Source organism: Streptomyces sp. A2-16 (assembly GCF_018128905.1).
Classification (GTDB): Bacteria; Actinomycetota; Actinomycetes; order Streptomycetales; family Streptomycetaceae; genus Streptomyces.
In genome coordinates this window covers 4,553,055-4,574,211 of the sequence record NZ_CP063808.1, presented here as the reverse complement: position 1 = coordinate 4,574,211, position 21,157 = coordinate 4,553,055, and the positions used below count along the sequence as shown (strand labels likewise).

Here is a 21,157-nt window from a genome sequence, read left to right as displayed (position 1 = left end):
CAGGAGCGCTGAGGTGGAGGGTTCCGGTGTGGGCGGTCGGCCATGACATCTGAGTCGGTGTGATGGTGTGCCGGGTGGCTTCCGAGATGCGTACGCGCTTGGGCGAGACGGACTTCAGGCCCGTGACCGAGTGGCCCAGGTCTGCCTTGGGCAGGGCGGCCGTCGGGTGCTGTGCCGCGGGTAGCGCGCTCGCCGTGGAACCGAAGACCAGGCTGAGACTCAGGGACCACGCCAGGACCGCCGCCGACCCAACGAGCAGCCGCCGGACCCTACGGCGACTCCGCGCCACACCCGTTGTGCTGTTTCTGCGCGCGTCTCTACCTGACACGACCCACCCCTCGCCACGACGACATGCCGAAATGCCAGACGCTCGTATGGGGCTCACGCGCCTATTGCCGCTCCGCGTGATCGCTCGTCCGCAGACAAAGAATTACCTGAATGCGCAAACTCCAAGAATAAGGAGCCGGTAAAAACGAACTGTGAAGAGCCGATGAAGCGCTACAGATGCGGCCGCACCGGACATGCTCATGATGTGATCCGGATCACAGGAACCCCCTAACCAGGCACAACTGCTCATACGGTGACGCCCGTTCCGACCAAACCGCCGTGACGCCAAGCGCCCTCACAAGACCACCGGGAACCGCACATCAGGACGGTCAAGGCAAGCCCAACAGTGCTTTGCAAATACATGACCCATCACTGAGGGTTCAATCATTGCGACCAAAAATGCCGCGCCGAATTCCCCATGAGCCACAAGATTCAAGGAAAGAAAGTGCAAAAGAATAAGCGGACGCGTGTGCCCCTGGCCTGGGCACGCCGCATGATTGTTGGCGCTGCTGCTCTCGCGGTCACCGGGGCGTGGAGCGCTCCCGCTCTCGCCGACCCGGCTGGTCAATCGGCGCGCGCTGTCACGCCGCACGCAGTAGCCAAGTCGTCTACCTGGCTGACCGAAGACCAGGCCATGGCCAAGGCGCGCTCCACAGGCAAACCGGTCCAGGCGACAGCCGCCACCACAGACTCCTCCACGCTCACCGCCAACCCGAACGGCACGCTGACGCTCAGACAGACAGTGGCTCCGGTACGCCGGTTGGTACACGGACAATGGAAGAGTCTGGATCCCACCCTGGTGCGCCACGCCGACGGAACCATCTCCCCAAAGGTCACGACAGGCACGCTGTCCCTCTCCGGCGGTGGCACGGGGGAACCGCTCGCGAGCATGCGGGCCGGCAGCGGCTCCCTGGCCGTGTCGCTGCCCGCAGCGTTCGCTCTGCGCACGCCCACTCTCTCCGGTGCGACGGCAACGTACCCGGACGTGCTGCCCGATGTGGACCTCGCCGTGACCGCGCAGGACACCGGCGGGTTCAGCGAAGTCCTGATCGTCAAGAACGCCACGGCAGCCGCAAACCCTGCCCTGGCCAACCTCAACCTGTCCACCAAGGCGACGGGGGTGACCCTGGCCAGTGACAAGGCCGGTGACATCACTGCCAAGGACCACTCCGGACGCACCTTGTTCTCTGCCATCGCCCCCACGATGTGGGACTCCAGCCGTCCCGCGGCGAACACGCCAAAGGCCACCGACCCGCGCACTGGCCAAAGCGTGGACCGGCGCAACGGTGCCCCCCTCGCCTCGAGTCCCGCATCACCGGGTGACGCCGCCCGTAAGACGAGCCTGAAGGCCGCCTACCACCCGGGCCGCATCAGCCTGTCTCCCGACCGCGGACTGCTGACTGGCAAGGACACCGTCTACCCCGTCTACATCGACCCCACCATTACCTTCACACCTTCAGGGCAGACTGACACCGTCCAGGCATGGGCGTTCGTCGACAGTGAGTGGCCCGACACGGCATTCTGGAAGCCCGCCGCCTCTACCCCCGGGTCCGCTTCATGTCGGTTACACCGACTGGACCTCCGACGTCTCCACCAACCGCGCCTTCTACCAGACGAGCATCCACAGCAGTATCTGGGGCGCGCAGGACGTGATCGACTCTCATATCTCCTTCTACGAGAACTGGTCCGCTTCCTGCACCGCCGAAGCCGTCGACCTCTACTGGACCGGATCGATCACTTCGAGCACGACCTGGAACCACCAGCCCGCGAGGCTCGAATCCCTGGGCTCCCAGTCCGTCGCCCACGGCTGGTCCACCTCTTGCGGCCCCGCGGACGTCACCTTCGACATCCACGACCTCATGGTGCAGGCCGCCGCCGGCGAGTGGTCGAAGGCCACCTTCGAGTTGAAGGCCGACAACGAGAGCAACGACCTGGCCTGGAAGCAGTTCAGCAAACAGGCCACCATCACCACCACCTATGATCACAAACCCAACACTCCGACCTCGCTGACCACCAGCCCCGCTACGAGCTGCACCGCCACGACACCCACCTCGCTCGGGCTGGGCGACGTGACCCTGCGCGCCGGGGTGTCCGACCCTGACGGCACCACCAGCGGCCTCACTGCGGACTTCACTCTGAAGAACATGGCGAGCGGCAGCACGTATACGCGGGCGATCGACGCCACCAGCGGGACCACCGCCAGTACCGCCTTCTCTCACACCAGCAGCTCAGGGCCCTTCCAAGCCCTGACTGCCAAGACCGAGTTCGCCTGGTACCTCACCGTCACTGACCACGATCTGATCAGCGACCAGTCGAAGACCTGCCACTTCTACTACGACCCCACCGCCCCAGGCGCTCCCACCGTCAGTCCTGACACGTCATCGTCCACGACCCCGTGCCCGGAACTCAAGGACAGCCCCTCGGGCGGCAGCAAGTGCACTGTGGGCACCTCCGCGAGCTTCACCATCACCGACACCAACACCACTACGGCTCCCGGCAGTTACCGCTATCAGCTCAACGGCGGCAATCCCGTCAGCGTCACTGCCTCAAGCACCAGCCCCTACAGCGCGAGCTTCTCGCTGAAGCCGACCACCCAGACCAACGTCCTGACCGTCACAGCCGTGGGCGCCAGCGGCAACGTGGGCGACACCTACAACTACCTCTTCATCGCGCAGGCTCCCGCCACGGCCACCAGCGACGACCTCAACGGAGACTCCAACGCCGACCTGCTGACCGTCGGCGGCAAGAACTCGCTGCCCGCCGGCCTCTGGCAGGCCACGGGTAACGGCGGCGGAATGCTCAACCCCGCCGCCCGCAACATCGGCATCGACGGCAACGGCGTCTCCACCACCCAGACCGCCACCTCCTTCACCGGCACCCAAGTCATCACCGGCCACTTCTTCACCGGCAACGGCTTCAACGACGTCCTCGACTACAGCTACAACACCTCCACCGGGGCCATCCGCGGCGAGATCCTGCGCGGCCAGGGCGACGGCACCGACCTCCAGACACGAGCGGACGGCAGCGACTACACCCAAATAGCCGATTCCACCGCCACATTCGCATTTACCAACACGACCTTCAACGACGACGGCACCATCACCAAAACCATCACGCCTGCCACCTCGATCGCCAGCGGCGGCAACCTGTACCAAACCGTCAACGGCGACATCCCCAGCGGCTACCCGGACCTGCTGCTCCTGATCAACGGATCGCTCTACGACGAAGCCACTTTCAACGGGCGAGGCAGCTACGTCGGCACAGACCAGGCCACCGACCTGGCCGACTACAACCCCTACTGCCTGGCCCAGAACACCAGCACCACCACCTGCACGACCGGCTGGAGCGGCTGGACGATCACCAGCACCCTCGACGCAAGCGGCCTGCCGCAGCTGTTCGCCCGTGACACCAGCACCGACACCAGCGACCCCTCCCATGGCCAGCTGTGGTACCTCAGCCCCGCCAACCTCCAATCCCTGACCTACGACACCCTGTCCAACGGCGCCACCGACACCACCCTCACCTCCGTCGAGGCCGCCAGCAGCGGCTGGGACTCCGTCAGCCAGCCCACCCTTCAGGCCGCCGACATCAACAACGACCACTCCCCCGACCTTTGGACCATCAGCAGCACCGGCAGCGCTACCGCCCATGAGATGACCCTCAACGGCACCACCGCCAGCTTCACCACCCCCACCGGTCAGGCCCTGAGCACCGACACCCACGACTGGCCGCTGAACGACTACGACACCACCGCACTCACCGCCGACGACACCGCCACCAGCGCGATCACCCTCACCGGAACCAGCGGCGTCACCGCCCCGACCGGCGGCCTGTTCGACCCCGACATCCAACTCGACTCCGCCGACCACGACTACCTCCAGGGCAGCAAAGCCCTGGACCTGACCAAGTCCCTCACTGTGTCCGTCTGGGCCGACCCCACCGCCTACGGCGGCGCCGTGCTCTCGCAGAGCGGCAGCGCCGACTCCGGCATCCTGCTCCTGCCCACCAGCAGCGGCTGGCAGTTCAGCCTCAACACAGGCTCCGGCACCGCCTGGACCTTCGACACCATCACCGGCGGCAGCGTCCACCTCGGCACCTGGGCGCACCTGACCGCGACCTACGACAAACCCACCGGCGTGATGAACCTCTACGTCGACGACGTCTTCGTCGCCACCGGAAACCACACCGCCCCCACCACCGGTGCCAGCGGCAACTTCCAGCTCGGCGACGCCCTCAACGCCTCCGCCCGTACCGACTACTTCACCGGTGAACTCGCCCGCGTCCGCACCTGGACCGGCTCGGCCGTACCACCAGCCCAGCCATACACCCCGGCCGGATACCACCAAGCCGTCACACCCACCCGCATCCTCGACACCCGCAACGGCACCGGCATCACCGGCACCGGCATCACCGCCGGTGCCAGCACCGTCACCTCCGACTCCGTCACCCACCTCAAGATCGTCGGCAACAGCGTCACCTCACCCGTCAGCAGCGCCCCCACCACCGTCCCCGACTCGGTCACCGCCGTCGCCATCGACGTCACCGCCACAGGCGAAAGCGACACCGGCTACGTCACCACCTACGCCGACGGAACCCAACGCCCCATCACCTCATCCACCAACTTCGCCGCCAACACCACCGCCACCGGCTACCAGATCGTTCCGGTCGGCAACGACGGCAAGATCGACCTCTACACCCACATCGACAGCGCCGGCGGCACCACGGCCCTGATCGTCGACCTCACCGGTTACTTCACCAGCGACGCCACCGCGCCCGGAGACCAGACCTACACACCACTGACCAGCGCCATAAGGGCCCTGGACACCCGCTCCAGCATCGCCCACACCAACCTCACCAGCACCGGCACCGTGGCCGTCGGCACCAATTTCACCCTGCAGATCACCGGACAGAACAACATCCCCGCCACGGCCACCGCCGTAGCAGTCAACCTCGCCGCCGCCAACGCCGCAGGAGCCGGCTACCTCCAGGCATACGCCACCGGCTACGCCCCCACCGCCGACACCAGCCTCAGCTTCACCAGCGGAAACACCATCGCCTCCTTGTCAGGCGACGTCCCCATCGGCACCTCCGGAACCATCACCATCTCCGTCCACGGCAACGCCACCGCCGTCCTGGCCGACATCTCCGGCTACTACACCACCACAACCACCGGCCAGAAATTCCACACGCTCAACCCCACCCGCCTCGTCGACACCCGCAGCGGCATCGGCGGAACCAAGGGCGCCGTCGCCGCAAACGGCACCTACACCCTCACCACCGCCACCACCCAGCAAGTCACCACGGCCACCACCCCCACCCTCGCAGCCATGCTCACCGTCACCAACACCGCCAGCGGCGGCTACGCCACCGCCTACCCCACCGCCATCGGCAAACCCGCCACCAGCAACATCAACTGGGGCACCGGCGACACCCTCGCCAACCTCACCCTCACCCCCACCGACACCAACGGACAGATCAGCATCTACAACAACAGCTCCGGAAGCACTGACTTCGTCGTCGACTGCAGCGGCTACTACACCTGACACACAGCACTGACGCCGAAGGGCCGGCCTCTCCAGAGGCCGGCCCTTCGGCACAACGGCCGCTGGTCGCGTGCGACGACCAGTCACAACCGGCTCCACGACCCGGCGCCGTTCCGCGCATATACGCCTTCGCCCTGTCTACAGAGGACAGGGCGAAGGTCCGTTCATACGGCAATGACGAGCGGGGTTTCCATTCGCTGCCAGGCTCCAAGGACAGCCTTGTGGGCATCCGGCTGGAGGTGGGCGTACCGCTGGGTCGTCTGGAAGCTCTCGTGGCCGAGCAGATGCTGGACCTCGTAGAGCGAGACTCCCCTCTGGACCAGCCACGAGGCGCAGGTGTGGCGCATGGAGTGCGGCGGGTAATGCGGGACAAGTTGCAGCTCACCGTCGTCGCCGAAGTGATAGGCGGCCTCGACGGCTGGCCACCAGGTCTGCGTACGCCAGTTGCTGTCGGCGAGCAGGCGCCCGGAGCGGCCCTTGGTGATGGTGGTGAACACCACCGCGTCACGCTCGAGTCGGTGGATGTGGCGTTCGAGGGCCTCCAGGACGTGGGGCGGGAGCGGGACTTCGCGGCGGCTCTTGGAGCTCTTGGGGTACTCCTTGATGCCGCTTTTGGTATTGACCTCCACCACGAACAGGCGCGAGCGCCGTGTGTCGATACGCTGGCGGTGCAGGCCGGAGAGCTCTCCCCAGCGGAGTCCGGTGTAGAAGCCGAGCAGGCACATCGTCCGCCAGGCGGGGGCGAGTTCATCGAGGATGCTCTGCGCCTGGTCGGGCGTGAACCACTGCGGCGGTTTGACCGCGACGGTCGGCAGGTCGATGCTGCGGCACGGGCTCACCGCGATCACATCGTCGTCGACCGCCGCACGCATGATCGACGACATCAGGTTGTAGGCCCGCTTGATGGCGGAGGCGCCGACTCCCTTCTCGACCAGAGAGCGGATCCAGCTCTGGACGTCCATCCGGGTGATGGCCCGCATCTCCCAGTCCGCCCAGTTGGGCATGACGTGGTTCTTGATGCTGGACGCGTCGCCCCGCAGGGTGTGGGGTTCGACGATGCGGGCGTTCCACCACAGGTCGTGCCACTCCCGGAACACGGTTTCACCGGCCCGCGGGTCGCGCATGCCTCCGCGGGCGAACTGGGTCTCCAGCTCGATACCCCAGGCACGCGCCTGGGCCTTGAGGGGAAAGGACTCGCTGAACCGGTCTCCGGCCCGGTTGCGTACGGTCGCCTGCCACTTGCCGGACTTCAATTTGCGCAGGTACGCGGTACTACTCCTTCGTTCGGGAACGGTGGGGACCGGACGGACGGCGAGAGATCACCGGCGGGCACGCGGAGAAGCGACCAACCTGCTGGCGATAAACTCCTCCAGCCCGGAGGCGGGGACACGGACGCGGGAACGTTCCGTCCCGGTGCGCAGATCGACGACGGGGAGGTCTCCGGCGGCGATGAAGCGGTAGACGGTGCGGCGGTCGACGTCCAGGGCGGCGGCGACAGCGGGGATGGACAGCAAACGGGCAGGCAAGGGCGAGTCCTCGGGAACAGGGGGTGGAAGGCCAAGCCGGCGAATAGATTCAGCCGGGCTGCCAGGTGGTCCAGGACGAAGGTCAACCGCCCCGTCAGGGGAGTAGGACCACATCGCCGAGGCGCTGCGTCAGGGGATGGCCGCAGCGAGGCGTGGACCGCCGATGTTCGGGATGCGTGCGGCGGGTGGGCCCGCGCTCGTAGCGCGGGACGGAACTTACTGCTCGGGAGAGTCCGGAAGATCCAGCATCTCTTCCAGGCGATCCCAGTCGATCTCGACGTCGTCCACCCGGAAGCACTGCGGGTACCGCAAAGCAAGCCAACTCGCACTGACACCAGCCCACTCGGCGACTCCCCAAGCGGAGAGCCCCCTCCTGAGCCAATCCACCAGGCAGACCTCGCGAAGACCGGAGACCTTCTCCCCCAGGCCGGCCTCCAGCTCATCCGGCCGCAGCACAGCCTCGCGCGCCTGCCTCCACACCCGCCGATAGACCGACGACGACAGCGGTCCGCCCTGCTCACCGGGAAACAGCCGATCGCCTGGTCCCAGGTCGGCGCTGCTGATCCAGTGCCTCAGCACACCGGCAAGCTTGGGAGTAACAGGAACCTTCCTGCCCCTCTCTCCACGGACCAGCAACTCACCCAACCCCTCTTCCGGGAGGGTCACGTCGTCCACACGAAGGCCGATCGCCTCACCGGGCTGAAGCGCCGCCGCCCCCAAGGAGAGCAGGAACGGGTACACGGCCTGATTGCCGCCGGTGTCTTCCCGTACTCGTTCGAGCAAGGACCGAACCTGTACCGGGGACAGCATGGCCGCTTCGTCTATTGCAGGGACCGACACGTTTTCCTTGACTCCTCACATGGCACTTCAGGACGCACGCACGGCGCGTCCCCGGACTGGATTAAATGATCTGGACAATCGCCGGTTTCGGTAACCGGCGATCCCGTGCTATGTTGCCGCCCGCGCCACAGGATCGAGGTCACGTCACGGAGTGCCAGCGACTGCCTCCACCGCTTTCCACCAACCGTTCTAGGTTTGCTTGAAGTCGGCGCTCTATTCCAGTCTGTTCTGGCATCAACCTGTCTGCCGTCGGCGAATCATCGCGAGGGACGGACCCATCAGCACCCTCGACTGCACCACCAAACAGCCCAACAGAGCAGGCGTCTTCTAACCTTGTCATTTAACGATCGGGGTTGACTCTCCGTGGTTTCGTGCCGACTTTGTGATGGGCGGGGCGGCTGTATGCCTCGCCGGTCGCAAGGACGCGGCCCACGTCGTGACGGGTGGCCGGACCGCGGTTCTTCGAGCCACGTGGCCTTCCTGGTCCGGGTGTTGAAGGTTTCGGTGCACTGGCCGGAGAGCCGGTCTTCGTGCGCAGGTTCCTGAACCCCCGTCGGACGCGGGCGGGGGTGAGTCTGTTCGGCTCGGTCGGTTTCTCCCAGGGCCTGCGGAGGTCGGTGGCCAGTGGCCGGGCGAGCCGGAGCTGGGCGTAGGCGGCGATCACCAACCAGGTCCACCGGTCGGCCGCATCCGAACTGCGAAGCCTGGGCTTGGTCCAGCCGAGTGTCTGCTTGAGCAGGCGGAACGTGTGCTCCAGGTCGAAACGCCGGAGGAAGGACTGCCAGCAGCGGTCGACGTCCGCCGCGCTGGCTCCGGTGCCGGACCACCACAGCCAGACCGGCTTGTTCACCCCGCCGGACGGCAGTTTCTCCACGGCGAGGCGGATGACGGTGCCTTCGATGAGAGGCAGTGGTCCGTCGTGCTCGATCCAGGCCGCCCGCCGGGTGAGCCTTGGGTGCAGTCGGTCCCATGCCCGCGCGGTCGCCTTGCCGTAGAGGCGGGTGTCGGTGACCGTCACGGCCTGCTCGACGCCCCAGGTGGAGGGATCGCCGAAGACGAACTCGCCACCGTGCTTGGGTGGTCGGCCGCCCAGGGGGTTGGCCAGGGCGAACTCGTTGCGGGAGGGGGCCGGACGGCGCATCACCCGGTCTGAGCGGAGCCGGCCGAGGACTTCGACGGGCAGGTCAGCCAGCAGGTGGGCGATGCGAGGTGCGTCGTACCCGGCGTCCAGCACGACCAGGACGTGCGGGTCGCCCGGCTTCCACTGGCCGGCCTCAACGAGCTGCTCGACGACCTCGCGGATCTGGACGGTGGTCACCGCGGCGACGTCAGCGCCAGGCTCGAGGCGGACCGCGTCCAGCACCGCCGTCCACGACGTGCGGCCCGTCTCCAGCGCGGCCACGATCGAGTACGGCCAGCCGGGCACCATCTGGTGTTTGCCCTCGCCCCGGCCGAACGTATGACAAAAAGCCCGGTCAGGGCAGGTGTTGGCGTCCGGCCGCAACCACGGCGAGACGTCTGCGGCCAGCACGATCCGACCGTCCGCAGCCCTCGGCAGCGGCGTCGACACCAGGATCCGACGCAGCCGGGCGACGTCGATCCGCCCCTGGTTGAGGCCACCGTAGAGGGCCCCGTGCCCGCGGCGGTGTTCCGGGGCGAGCGCCAGATCGACGAGCGTCCGCACCGGCCCGTCCGTGCACAACAAGGCGTCGCATAACTCGAACAGCGCGTCGCCCCGGGCAATCAGACACTCGTACAACTCCGTCCGGAAGCGTGACACTTCCGCGAACGCGTCCCGCAGGACACCTGGGCACACCAGACTCATGACCACGGCCTTCGTACTGTTCCTCTGCCTCTGTGACGGAGCAAAGGATCAGACGGAGGCCGCCCTCACGTCCGCTGAACTGCGAAAACACCGAACAAGTTCGAGCCGCGTTCGACACCGGACCGCACGCTCCGAGCTCTCCAAGCATGTCAAGAGTGCTGGTCACGGAAGCTCCTCTCATGGAAGCGGCTCCGCCAGCGCGCTGGCGGAGCCGTGGTTGACGTAAAGCCCGGCCCGTTGGCGAGGTGGGGCCTGGGCCGGTGGCTTGATCGGTCTGCGAGTCTTGATCGCTGCCGAGCCTGCTGATTGGCTGGCCGGCATGACTGAGCTCGGACCCGTCGCCTGGCCACCTGCCCCGATTAGAACCGAGAGGCTCGTGCTCCGTGAGTCCGAGGCCCGGGACCGTGCGGCGTTCATCGAGTTGCATGCTTCGGCGGAGGTTCACACCTACCTCGGCGGCCCCCGGTCGCGGGACGAGCTTGAGCGCGAGGTGCCCGAGGTGCCTGGGCGGCGGCCCGGCACTTTCGTCGTCGATCTCGACGGGGCGATGATCGGACAGATCCAGCTCGTGAGGGAACCGGAGCACCATCGTCCAGCTGCGGCGGGGAAGGTCGATCTCGGCTACCTGTTCCTGCCGCGGGCGTGGGGATTTGGATACGCCGCCGAGGCGTGCGCGGCGGCACTCGACTGGTTCGACAGCGCCTTTCCCGGCGAGCCGGTGGTGCTCGCCACCCAGACCGCAAACGTCGCCTCGATGCGCCTCGTGGCAAAGCTGGGGTTCACCGAGGTAGAGCGGTTCCATGCCTGGGACGCCGAGCAGTGGCTCGGCATGCGGTCCCCGGCCACGCCGTCCGATTGACGAAGCCACGGGATCAGGCTCGTGCGGCAATCTCGCCGAACGAGGGCATTCCTAGGTAGATCGGCTGTCTGGTGGTCCACCGACCAAGTTCGAGCCGCGTTCGACGCCGGACCTTAAATGACAAGCTAAAGGGCCGAACTGGCTGTCAGGTGGCCGCTGCTTCGCTGAGTCGCCGTTGGACCTTTTCGATGAAGAACAGTGGCGCGGTCGCACCCTGGTAGGGATGGGAGTAGCGGCAGTGACCAGTCTCTTCGTCAAACTCGAAGTGTGCCGTCCACGTTCCCCTGCCGGAGTTGGATCGGATCTTTGCTTCCACGGTGAAGCCGTTCGTGGAGACACTCATGATCTTCCCCACGTCTTCTGCGGCAGCGCGCACGATGGCGGCGAACTCAAGCTCCGCGGGTGTCGGAACCCTGGCATCGAGTGACTCGTCGGTCTGGACGTCCTCGGTGGCGTAGTTCTTCTGGGCGAGCTTGACGAGCAGGCCGCCGACCGCGACGACGGCTCCGAGGGCTGCCGACGGCCGCGGCAGTCTGCGGAGCCCCGTGCCCCGCGTGCCTTGTTGTCGCGTGCCTTTGGTGATGCGCTGTTGAGCTGTCACCGGATTATCGTCCAGCGTCATGTCGATCACCGGTTGGCGAGCGTATTTCACCCGTCGAGATCTGGAGTGGCCGCGCGAGAAGGCCCCGTTCATGCGGGAGTTCAGCTCCCTGTTCGCCGATCTCGGTGAGGGGTTGGACGATCTGGGGGTGCCCGAGGGGCGGCCGTTCCCGATCAGCCCGGCGGGCGGGTACGACGTGGCGCTGAACCGGTGTTTCTCGGTGTGGCTGGCGTCTTGCCGTGGAACGCCCAGGCCGCACAGGCCCGGGACCTGCGCACGTACTTCGACTTCCTGTGGTTCGCGCGGGGCAGGCAGGACTGGCGTGATGCGTCCATGGACGACTGGGCGGCGTCGTGATGAGCGTGGACCTCGTCTGGAAGACACGAGGTGGGACCTGGAGGTGTCCACGGTCCACCAGTTCTACCTGTGGGCGATCGAGCAGGACCTTGTCCGGGCCAGTCCCATCCGTCAGCGCGCGGCTTCGGTGTGGTCGCCGTGGCGGGGCTGGGCTGGGCTGGTGGCACGATGGTGCGGCAAGTGCCGGCCGAGACGTCGCGCATGGGGCCACGACGCGAGGTGAAGTGGCTGCCACCGAAGTCGTATCGGCTGTGGCGCAATGTCGGGCTGTGCGGCTTCGGCTCGAAGGAGATGCCAAGGCGCGGGTTCCGTGGGGGGTGGGCGGCGCGGAACGCGGCATACGCGGGTTCGATGGTCCGTACGGGGCTGCGGTTGTGCGAGCACTCGGCGCTGACGGTGTTCGATCTGCCGCAGCTGCCGCCTGCGATGTCAGGGATCGTCAACGCGCGAGCAGTGCTGCCGCACGCGATTTCCAAGGGGCAGTCGGGCCGGGCGGTGTACTGGCCAGTGCCGGTGCTGCGAGATGTGCGCGACTACGTGGAGCAGGACCGGGCCAAGATGCTCGGCTACGGGCGCTCGCACGACCTCTACATCCCGACGCGCCGGTCGCTGCTGATGGAGGAACCGGCCGCACCCCGAATGCGGGGGGCCGGTGGGTGGCGGTGGCCGCCTGGATGCGGAGGAGCGGCGCCGACTGCTGGTGACGACAGCCGATGGCAGGTGGGAGCCGGCGATGGTGTGGCTGAACCAGTGGGGCCTGCCGATGACGATGTCCGGGTGGAAGCAGGTCTTCGCCGACGCCAACGCCCGGTGCCATGCCCAGGACGTAGACGTGAAGGCGACGCCGCACATGCTGCGGCACTGGTTCATCGCCCGCCGCCCGGGCAGCACCATCGCCGGCGCCCTGCAGTACCGCCACCAGCGCATCCAATGTTCGGGGCTACGCCGGCACCAGCGACTCCGGCCTCCGCGACGAGGTCGAGGCCGAAGAAGCCTTCGCCCGCGGCCAGTTCCTCGCCGAACTGGACGCCGACGACAACCGGCCCTCCCTCACGGGCCCCGCCGGAGAGGAAGCCGAAGCCCGGCTCGCCGAGCTCGCCCGTCACACCGTCTTCGACGGTCAGGTCGTCACCGACGAAGCCCACCTGCGTCGCCATCCTTGCCCGCCACGACACCCGCCTGTACCCGGGCACCTTCATGGAGAACACCGACCTGCGCCGCACTGTCGCTCTGTACGAGGAGGCCATCCGCCAGCTGGGCTTCGGTGCAGTCGCTGACGCCCGGTCCGTGATGGCGGGCGCAGGCTCACCGGATCCCGGAATGCGACACGCACACCTTCCCAGGTCAACGAGTCTTCTACGTCCCGGTGGTCGAAACGGAAGACAGTCCGGCCAACGCAGCGTCGCCGATTTCGCCGCCTTGACCAGCTGCGCGAGAATGCCGCTGCGCAGTGCGTCGCTTTCGAGAGCCCCGCAGGCGTTACTCGTCGAGGAACTGAATGGCGTGCTTCAGGAACCGCTCGGGATACTGGAACTGCGCTCCATGCCCGGCATCGGGGTAGATCAGCAGCTGAGCGTTGGGGATGTTCTGGGCGAGGTGCCAGGAGTTGATCGAGGCGATCATCACGTCGTTCTCGCCGTTGAGGACCAGCGTCGGCTGGGTGATCGCGTTCAGGTGGGCGTAGGGGTTCTCGCCCGGCAGCGGTTCCGCGTAGGCGACGGTCGCTTCGAACTGCGCCTGTGCGACCGCGGGCGAGCTCGGCGGGTCCTGGTCGGCCCGCTGGTGGCGGCGCTCCCAGAAGGCTTTGCCCGCTTGCTTCGCGGCTTCCGAGCGGCCGAAGAACAGGAAGAGGAAGTCCTCCAGGCTGGGGACCGGGTTCAGGGCGTACTGAGGCACCTGGGGGTCACTTGTCGGGTCCCCGCCGCGGAGGCCGGTGCCGAGCAGGAGGAGCTTGTGCACCAGCTGGGGATGGCGCAGTGTGACCTCCTGCACCTGGTAACCGCCGAGCGAGAAGCCGAGCAGGTCGACCTGCTCCAGCCCCAGCGCCCGGATGACCGCGGCGATGTCGTCGGCCATGTCCTCTATCCGGTTGCGCGGTGTGCCCGATGACGAGGCGATGCCGCGCCCGTTGAACAAGATGACCTCACGGCCTTCGGCCAGGCCGTCGGTGAGCAGCGGGTCCCAGTTGTCCATCCCCCCGCGGAAGTGCTGGACCAGGAAGATCGGGACGCCCGAGGGCTTGCCCCAGCGCCGGTAGGCGAACCGGTCGCCGTCGACCTCGATGTACTGAGTCGGTGCGGTCACATGCGTGTCACTCATGGCCTGAGCCTTTCTGGAGGGGTGAGCATTAGAATGACGATCGTAATCTTAAAAGTCAATCTCTTTGATGTCGATCGACATCTATGTATGGTGGACCGTCGAGCGTCGAGCGTCGACCGACGAAGGGACGGCTGGACATGCGGGTCACCAAGGCACAGGCAGAGCAGAACCGTGCCCACATCGTCGCGACAGCCTCCAGGCTGTTCCGGGAGCGCGGCTATGACGGCGTCGGCGTGGCAGAACTGATGGCAGCCGCCGGGTTCACCCATGGCGGGTTCTACAAGCACTTCCGCTCCAAGGCCGACCTGATGGCCGAGGCGTCCGCAAGCGGGCTGTCGCAGACCGTGGCACGGACAGAAGGCCTGGACCCCGCCGAGTTCGTCGAGCGCTACGTCTCGCGGGAGCATCGCGACGGGCGCAGCGACGGCTGCACCATCGCGGCCCTCGGCGGCGACGCCGCGCGTCAGCCGGCCGACATCAAAACAGAGTTCGCAGCCGGGATCGAGAACCTGCTGACGGTCCTTCAGTCCCCAAGCGATACGCCGGGGGATGCGGACCAGCGCGCGGCCCGCATGATGGTGATCGACATGCTCGCCCATTCGGTCGGCGCGATCATGTTGTCGCGGGCATGCCCGGACGGTTCTCCGCTGGCGGACGAAATCCTCGATGTCTGCCGCAAGGAGATTCTCGCGTCACTGGCACAGGGCAACAGCGACCGGCCGGCGGCAAGGAGTCCAAAAACCTGACCGCAGCCGACCGACGCAAGCCCAGCTCAGCACCACGAGCAGCACGACGCCGGCTCCCAGTCGCCTCAGTACGAACACCGGCAGGACCACCCCGCCGCCCTTTCGGGCGATCTTCTGCAACGCGCGGTCCAGGCGCGGGGCGCGGGCGGCCAGCAGGCGCACGACCTCGCGCACCCACCGGCTCACGATGGAGCGGCGCACCCCGTTCCCGCCGACCATATCGCCGGGCCGCTGGTCACAGCGCAGCACCGCCAGACGATCCCGGCGATCTTCCCGGCGAGCAACGCCCGCCACCGCAGGACGATCTACTTCAGGCGGCCGCATATCGGGCCCACGGCGATCACGCCACGGCACGCGGCACTCTCGTCGGCTTCTCCCTGCAGGCCGAGCACCGTGGCCAGCCCGGCACCGGTTGCCCCACCGCCGGAATCGCAGGGGCCATGGCTCGCGAGCCCACAGCCGCGGAGGTACGCGAAACCTACGCCGCCGAGTCCAGGAATCTGCCGCGTGGATGTCCACCGAGGCCGACGACGGCCTTCCCATGGTGGCCATCCTGGTCGGCGCGATCCTGCTCGCCCGCGCCACGGCGGGCACGGAACTGTCGGAGGAGATCCTGGAATCGACAACACGCAGTTGGCGGTAGCCATCCGGCCGGCCGCCCCACCCGTCCAGTCATGCCGGTATGGGCGGCAACGGCCGGATGACCTGCCATTGGGGATTCGGGCCATGCCGCAGCCAAGGACTACCCGGATGGTCACCTGGGCCTGAGGCCGGGCCGCGTTTCAGCGAGGCAGCAGGACCTCGACCTGCCCCCGGATGTCCTGCACGATCTCCTCGACGCTCAAGGCGATGTTCACGCCCACCGCCATGCTGAGGAACATCACGGCGGACACGATGTGTGCCAACGTCGCGGCGTCGCCCTCCGTGACCCGCTCGTCCCGGCGCAGCACGGCGGCGACGGCCTCCTCGGTCTGCGCGACGATGGCCAGTGCCGCGCCGTGCCGGGGCTCCTCGGGGTCGCCGAAGACCATCTCTCGCAGGTAGGTGCGTCCGTTGTCGACCTGAACGCGATTGCACTCGACGATCGGCCGGACGATCGCCAGCACCGCGTCCAGCACGCCGGGGACGGTATCGGCGTCCGCCCGGCCCCGCTCAAGTGCTTCGACGTACTTGGCGTTCTGGACAAGGAGGAGGAGCTCGCCCTTGGTCTTGGCATAAAGGAACAGCGTCCCGGTGCCGATGTCGGCCTTGTCCGCGATCTGCTGGGTCGTGACCTCGTCGACGCCGTGTTCGGCGAACAGTTCACTGGCGGCAGCGACAATGCGGTCGAGTTTCTCCTGCTTGTTCCGCTCGCGCCGTCCGAGAGGCATGGCGGTGTCCTCCAGGAATAGATTCTGACTGTAATCAGTTATGATTGTACTCACTACCATGTGGGCTCGAATGTGGCTCCGCTCATTCTCCCATCGCGGGGCGACGTGTCGTTGCCCCTCCATGCGCAGCCACGTACTTCACATCCCCCTGGGAAAGAAGGAACCAATGCCCTCCCTCGATGGAGCAGTCGTCCTCGTCACCGGCGCCAATGGCGGTATCGGCACCCACTTCGTCCACGACGCCCTCGCACGCGGCGCCGCCAAGGTCTACGCCACCGCCCGCACCCCCCGCGCCTGGGACGACGAACGCATCGTCCCCCTGCCCCTTGACGTCACCGACCGCACGTCGATCCACGCGGCCGTGGCCGCCGCGGCGGATGTCACCGTGCTCGTCAACAACGCGGGCGCCACCCCGCCGAGTGCGAGCCTGCTGGACGTCAGCGAGGCGGACATCCGGGCGAACATGGAGACCAACTTCTTCGGACCGGTCTTCCTCGCCCGCGCCTTCGCACCGATCCTCGCCGCCAAGAAGGGGTCCGCCCTCATCGACGTGCACTCCGTTGCCAGCTGGTATGCCTTCGGCGGCGCCTACAGCGCGTCCAAGGCCGCACTGTGGTCGGCCACCAACTCCCTGCGCATCGAGTTCGCACCCATGGGCGTCCACGTGACGGGTGTGCACATGGGCTACGTCGACACCGGTATGGCCGCGCACGCCGACGGACCCAAGATGCTGCCGACGCAGCTGGTGACGGCGGTCTACGACGCCGTCGAGGCCGGAGAATACGAGGTCCTGGCCGACGACTTGACCAAGGGGGTCAAGGCGGCTCTGAGCGGCCCCGTCGAGGCGCTTTACCCGGACCTGCACAGCACGGACGCCTGAGCTTGATCTTCGGTCCCGACGTGATCTCTTCACGTCGGGACCCAGTGATCCATGTTCGAACAGTTGGACGGCCGGTGTCCAAAAGCGGTGCGCCGTCGCGGCCGTCGAGCGGTGGATGACATCGGCGGTCGATCCGGCAGCAGCCCGATCCGACCACGGTGCCGAAGACGTCGGAAATCAGGTGGGCCCCCCGGCAAACGAGGACGGGCGCGGCATCGGCCGCGTCCGTCCTCGTTTTCGATGCGTGTCAGCGTTGCTGGTTGGCGATGCCGATGTAGTGCCCGAGCCGGTACTCGAAGTCGATGCCGGCCTGTTCGACGACGGCCTGCGTGCCTGCGGCCCGGGTGAGGAAACCAGGGAGGGTGAGGGAGTGGGCGAACTCACCGTACGCGGCGACCAGATCCGCGTCCGGGGGCAGGGACGCCCGGTTGATCTGGGCCTTGGCCGAGGCGAGTGAGGTGCGGTCGAAGGAGGCGAGCCGGGCGACGACGGTGCCGACGAAGGCGTCGAGTTCGCTGTCGGGCAGGGCGCGGGTGACCCAGCCCCAGCGTTCGGCGGTGTCGGCGTCGTAGTCGTCGCTGGTGAGGATGGCCTCCAGGGCGCGGTCGCGTCCGATGGCCCGGGGCAGGCGTTCGCTGCCACCACCGCCGGGCAACAGTCCGCTACCGACCTCGGGCTGTCCGAAGATCGCCTTCTCACGACTGGCGTAGCGCAGATCGAGGGCGAGGGCGAGCTCGTTCCCGCCCCCGCGGGTGCGTCCACGGATGGCCGCGATCGTGATGTACGGCGCTTTGGAGAGTTCCAGGACCAGATTCGTCCATGCCGGCACCGCGTCCGGGTCCTCGGAGGCCGGGAAGTCGGCGGCGGCGGCCAGGTCGAAGTGGTTGTAGAAGAAGTCGGGGGTGGCGCTGTCGAACAGCACGACCTGGATGTCCGGGTCGGTGGCCAGTTCGGTGACGATCTCGATGAGGCGCAGGACCGTCTCGCCGACGATGAGGTTGACGGGCGGGTTGGCGAAGGTGATCTTCGCGATCTGCGGTGAGGTGCGCTCGTAGTGGATGGTGCTCTGCTGCTCGCTCATGGTTGGCTCCGGATGCGTGAGGGGTTCAGACGGCGATTGGGGCGCGAGGAGGGGAAGGACGCCCGGGGCGGATGGACTTGCCGAGCAGGTCCGGCGGTCCCGCCCCACCTGCACTGCTCACTCCTCGTAGTGCGGGAGGATGTCGCCGTTCTTGACGTAGGTGAGGGCGGCGGCGACGTCGTAGGCGTGGATCGCGGAGACCTGCGGTGCCAGCCGGTTGGACAGGTCCTCGATCGCGTTGCCGGTGAAGAAGGCGTCCCGTGCCGCGGTGTCGGTGAACCCGAGGCTGACCGAGGCGTGGAAGTGCTGGTCGTGGGGGTTGTCGTGGGCGACGCTGGGGGTGTCCCAGAGTTTTTTCGTCCAGGGCAGGAAGGTCTGGGTGCGCAGTTCCTTCAGCACTCCGGTGCCGGCGAGCGCGGGGGCGAGCTGCTCGTTGACGAACTTCCGGAAGGCGCCGGCGCCGACCCCGTCTCTGCGGCGCAGATAGATCAGGGTGCGGGCTCCGACCGTCTGTCCGGGGCCTGCGAGGTCGTACCAGCGGGATGAGTTCGGCGGGCCGGTGTAGAGCAGGGTGCGGCGGAACACGTTGATCTCGTCGGCGTAGGCGAGCTTCGTCTGCTTGCGCCCTTTCAGGGGTGCAAGCGCCGATTGGAAGGTGACTTCCGCGACGCCGTCGATCTTCCGTTCCGCGGGGATCGCGGTCTGGACCCCGTCGATGGCCGGCCATAGGCCCGTGTTGTGCTCGGCGAGGTGGATCTGCCGGTACTCCTCCAGGCCCGGGGTGGCGGAGATGATCCCGGAGTGCGGGCCCTTCCAGTGGTCCATGCCGGTCTGGCGGGGCTGGTCGGTGCGCACCCACAGCAGGATCGAGGAGGTGAGAGGCTTCTTCACTTCCAGGGGCGCGGCGACCGGTGACGTGCTCATGATGTTGCCCTTTTTCCTGGTCAGGTGGTCATCGAGCCAGGAACTCGACCGCTACGGGGGCGAACTCCTGGTGGTACTGGAAGATGCCGCCGTGCCCGGAGTCGGGGTAGATGATCAGCTCGCTGCCCTTGATGCGCCGGTGCAGGTCCTCCGACAGGATCGACGGCACCATGCGGTCGTTGTCGCCGTTGGCGATCAGGGTGGGCTGTGTGATCGACGACAGGTCGTCAGGGGCGGAGCGCCCCCACTTCTTGATGGCCTTCAGCTGCGTCTGGAACGCCTTGGTCTTGATGTCCACGTCGCGGTCGACGGTGCGCTCCTTGAGCCGGTTGACGAACGCGCGTGCGGCGGGCTTGCCGGTGGCATTGCGGTTGAAGAACAGGAACTCCTTGGGGTCCGAGCGGGTCAACGTGGCGCGCAGGATGTCCCAGTAGGTGACTCTGGCAACCTTGTCCATGTCCTTGCCGCCCTTGGGCCCGGTGCCGGTGAGGACCAGCTTGCGGACGAGCTCGGGGTGCTTCACCACCAGGGCCTGAGCGACCATGCCACCGAGGGAGAAGGAGAAGACGTCGATCTTGTCGTACCCGAGCGCCTTGATGAAGGTGTAGGCGTCCTCGGCCATCGCCTCGACACTGTCCGGCACCTGACCGGTGGATGCCCCGACACCGCGGTTGTCGAAGGCGATGACGTGACGGCCCTTCGCGATGGGATCGATGATGCGGGGGTCCCAGTTGTCCAGGGTCGCGGCGAGGTGGACGAAGAAGACGACGGGGATGCCGCCCTTCGGTCCCAGCTCGCGGTAGGCGTAGGTGACGCCGCCGGCCCTGACGGTGCGGGCCGGGGCCTTCGCGTAGGAGGTGATGACGGCTTCGTTCGGGGTGTCTGTGCTGCTCATGACGGATTCTCCTTGCGTGTTCTGTGTCGCTGTGTGTTTCGTGTCGCCCGTCGCGGTTGCGGCGGGTCAGCTGTTGCCGATGACGGCCTTGCCGCGGATGCCGCCCTGGGACAGGGACCGCAGCGCGTGCGGGGTCTGGTCGAAGGGGAACACCTTTCCCACAACCGGGCGCACCGCGCCCTGGTCGATGAGGGTGGTGATCTGGCGGAGCTGGTCGCCGCTGGCGCGCATGAGCAGGAACTCGTACGTCACGCCGAGCTTCTTGGCCTGCTTGCGGATCTTGCGGCTCAGGGCTGCGACCGCGAGGCGCAGCAGCGGGTTCAGGCCGGCCTCGCGAGCGAACGCGGGGTCCGGGGGACCGGCGATCCCGATGGCCTTGCCGCCGGGCTTGAGCACCCGCAGGGACTTCTCGAGAGTCTCCCCACCGAGGCTGTCCAGCACCAGGTCGTAGCCGGTCAGGAGCTGCTCGAAGTCCTGGCTGCGGTAATCGATCACCGTGTCCGCGCCGAGCGCGCGCACGAAGTCCGCGTTGGAAGCGCCGGCGGTCGTGGCGACGTGCGCACCGAGGTGTGCGGCGAGCTGGATCGCGATCGAACCGACCCCGCCGGCCCCGGCGTGGATGAGAACCTTCTGCCCGGGCCGCACCCTCCCGCGCTCCACCAGCGCCTGCCACGCCGTGAGCGCCGCCAGCGGCAGCGAGCCGGCCTCTTCCATGCTGATGGAAGCGGGCTTGAGCGCCAGGTCGCCCTCCGCTACGGCGATGCGCTCGGCGAACGTGCCGATGCGGTCCTGGTGGGGCCGGGCGTAGACCTCGTCTCCGGGCTTGAAGCCGCGAACCGCCGTCCCGACGCGGACGACGGTGCCCGCGACGTCGTTGCCCAGGATCAGCGGCAGCTTGTAGGGCAGGACCTGCTTGAACTCACCGGCGCGGATCTTCTCATCCAGCGGGTTCAGCCCGGCGGCCTCCACTCGCACAAGCACGTCGTGCTCCCCCACGGTGGGCTCGGGGACCTCCGCCTCCTGCAGCGGCTCCTTGTACTTGGTGACGACGAACGCTCTCATGG

Annotated in this window: 19 protein-coding genes and 1 pseudogene; 6 read left to right on the top strand and 14 right to left on the bottom strand. The window is 67.3% G+C overall.

The window, feature by feature from the left end; all coding sequences use genetic code 11:
• Window positions 1-891: 891 nt before the first annotated feature.
• Window positions 892-1,521: a hypothetical protein gene (locus tag IOD14_RS20535; protein ID WP_212671051.1), complete on the bottom strand. Its 630-nt coding sequence runs from the start codon at window positions 1,519-1,521 to the stop codon at window positions 892-894.
• Between the two features lie 455 nt (window positions 1,522-1,976).
• Between IOD14_RS20535 and IOD14_RS20530 the strand changes: the two genes are divergently transcribed.
• Window positions 1,977-5,870: a LamG-like jellyroll fold domain-containing protein gene (locus IOD14_RS20530; RefSeq protein ID WP_212671050.1), complete on the top strand. Its 3,894-nt coding sequence runs from the start codon at window positions 1,977-1,979 to the stop codon at window positions 5,868-5,870.
• A gap of 164 nt (window positions 5,871-6,034) precedes the next feature.
• Here IOD14_RS20530 and IOD14_RS20525 read toward each other — a convergent pair whose 3' ends face one another.
• The 4 genes from IOD14_RS20525 to IOD14_RS20510 form a co-directional block, all read right to left on the bottom strand.
• On the bottom strand, window positions 6,035-7,123 hold the full coding sequence (locus IOD14_RS20525; protein WP_212671049.1) for a site-specific integrase: 1,089 nt from the start codon (window positions 7,121-7,123) through the stop codon (window positions 6,035-6,037).
• Window positions 7,124-7,189: 66 nt separating this feature from the next.
• Entirely contained in the window at window positions 7,190-7,396 is a 207-nt protein-coding gene (locus IOD14_RS20520; RefSeq protein ID WP_212671048.1) for a helix-turn-helix domain-containing protein, read from the bottom strand.
• Between the two features lie 216 nt (window positions 7,397-7,612).
• Window positions 7,613-8,179: a hypothetical protein gene (locus IOD14_RS20515; RefSeq protein WP_212671047.1), complete on the bottom strand. Its 567-nt coding sequence runs from the start codon at window positions 8,177-8,179 to the stop codon at window positions 7,613-7,615.
• A gap of 397 nt (window positions 8,180-8,576) precedes the next feature.
• Window positions 8,577-10,061, bottom strand: coding sequence for an NF041680 family putative transposase (locus tag IOD14_RS20510; protein WP_212673336.1), 1,485 nt, complete (start codon window positions 10,059-10,061; stop codon window positions 8,577-8,579).
• Between the two features lie 319 nt (window positions 10,062-10,380).
• On the opposite strand from IOD14_RS20510, the gene IOD14_RS20505 reads away from it, so the two are divergent.
• Window positions 10,381-10,920, top strand: a complete 540-nt coding sequence (locus IOD14_RS20505; protein WP_212671046.1) for a GNAT family N-acetyltransferase — start codon at window positions 10,381-10,383, stop codon at window positions 10,918-10,920.
• A gap of 145 nt (window positions 10,921-11,065) precedes the next feature.
• Here IOD14_RS20505 and IOD14_RS20500 read toward each other — a convergent pair whose 3' ends face one another.
• Complete coding sequence (locus tag IOD14_RS20500; protein ID WP_212671045.1) at window positions 11,066-11,614, bottom strand: hypothetical protein; 549 nt, start codon at window positions 11,612-11,614, stop codon at window positions 11,066-11,068.
• 129 nt (window positions 11,615-11,743) lie between these two features.
• Between IOD14_RS20500 and IOD14_RS44775 the strand changes: the two genes are divergently transcribed.
• Window positions 11,744-11,878, top strand: coding sequence for a hypothetical protein (locus IOD14_RS44775; protein WP_282959522.1), 135 nt, complete (start codon window positions 11,744-11,746; stop codon window positions 11,876-11,878).
• 866 nt (window positions 11,879-12,744) lie between these two features.
• On the opposite strand, the gene IOD14_RS20495 is transcribed toward IOD14_RS44775, so the two are convergent.
• Complete coding sequence (locus IOD14_RS20495; protein ID WP_212671044.1) at window positions 12,745-13,035, bottom strand: hypothetical protein; 291 nt, start codon at window positions 13,033-13,035, stop codon at window positions 12,745-12,747.
• A 322-nt stretch (window positions 13,036-13,357) separates the two neighbouring features.
• On the bottom strand, window positions 13,358-14,197 hold the full coding sequence (locus IOD14_RS20490; protein WP_212671043.1) for an alpha/beta hydrolase: 840 nt from the start codon (window positions 14,195-14,197) through the stop codon (window positions 13,358-13,360).
• Window positions 14,198-14,334: 137 nt separating this feature from the next.
• Between IOD14_RS20490 and IOD14_RS20485 the strand changes: the two genes are divergently transcribed.
• On the top strand, window positions 14,335-14,943 hold the full coding sequence (locus tag IOD14_RS20485; protein ID WP_212671042.1) for a TetR family transcriptional regulator: 609 nt from the start codon (window positions 14,335-14,337) through the stop codon (window positions 14,941-14,943).
• An 81-nt stretch (window positions 14,944-15,024) separates the two neighbouring features.
• Here IOD14_RS20485 and IOD14_RS44890 read toward each other — a convergent pair.
• Window positions 15,025-15,248, bottom strand: a pseudogene (locus IOD14_RS44890) (IS5/IS1182 family transposase); the annotation flags it as partial.
• A gap of 206 nt (window positions 15,249-15,454) precedes the next feature.
• Here IOD14_RS44890 and IOD14_RS44770 point away from each other — a divergent pair.
• Window positions 15,455-15,586, top strand: a complete 132-nt coding sequence (locus IOD14_RS44770) for a hypothetical protein (RefSeq protein WP_282959521.1) — start codon at window positions 15,455-15,457, stop codon at window positions 15,584-15,586.
• 139 nt (window positions 15,587-15,725) lie between these two features.
• Here IOD14_RS44770 and IOD14_RS20480 read toward each other — a convergent pair whose 3' ends face one another.
• Entirely contained in the window at window positions 15,726-16,313 is a 588-nt protein-coding gene (locus IOD14_RS20480; protein WP_212671041.1) for a TetR/AcrR family transcriptional regulator, read from the bottom strand.
• 166 nt (window positions 16,314-16,479) lie between these two features.
• On the opposite strand from IOD14_RS20480, the gene IOD14_RS20475 reads away from it, so the two are divergent.
• Window positions 16,480-17,193 (top strand): SDR family oxidoreductase, encoded by a 714-nt coding sequence (locus IOD14_RS20475; RefSeq protein ID WP_212671040.1) that lies wholly within the window; start codon window positions 16,480-16,482, stop codon window positions 17,191-17,193.
• Window positions 17,194-17,440: 247 nt separating this feature from the next.
• On the opposite strand, the gene IOD14_RS20470 is transcribed toward IOD14_RS20475, so the two are convergent.
• The 4 genes from IOD14_RS20470 to IOD14_RS20455 form a co-directional block, all read right to left on the bottom strand.
• Complete coding sequence (locus IOD14_RS20470) at window positions 17,441-18,274, bottom strand: enoyl-CoA hydratase/isomerase family protein (protein ID WP_212671039.1); 834 nt, start codon at window positions 18,272-18,274, stop codon at window positions 17,441-17,443.
• A 117-nt stretch (window positions 18,275-18,391) separates the two neighbouring features.
• Entirely contained in the window at window positions 18,392-19,198 is an 807-nt protein-coding gene (locus IOD14_RS20465) for a strictosidine synthase (RefSeq protein ID WP_212671038.1), read from the bottom strand.
• Between the two features lie 28 nt (window positions 19,199-19,226).
• The gene (locus tag IOD14_RS20460; protein ID WP_212671037.1) at window positions 19,227-20,093 is read right to left on the bottom strand and encodes an alpha/beta hydrolase; all 867 of its coding nucleotides are present in this window, start codon (window positions 20,091-20,093) and stop codon (window positions 19,227-19,229) included.
• 66 nt (window positions 20,094-20,159) lie between these two features.
• Window positions 20,160-21,155, bottom strand: a complete 996-nt coding sequence (locus IOD14_RS20455; protein ID WP_212671036.1) for an NADP-dependent oxidoreductase — start codon at window positions 21,153-21,155, stop codon at window positions 20,160-20,162.
• Window positions 21,156-21,157 lie beyond the last annotated feature (2 nt).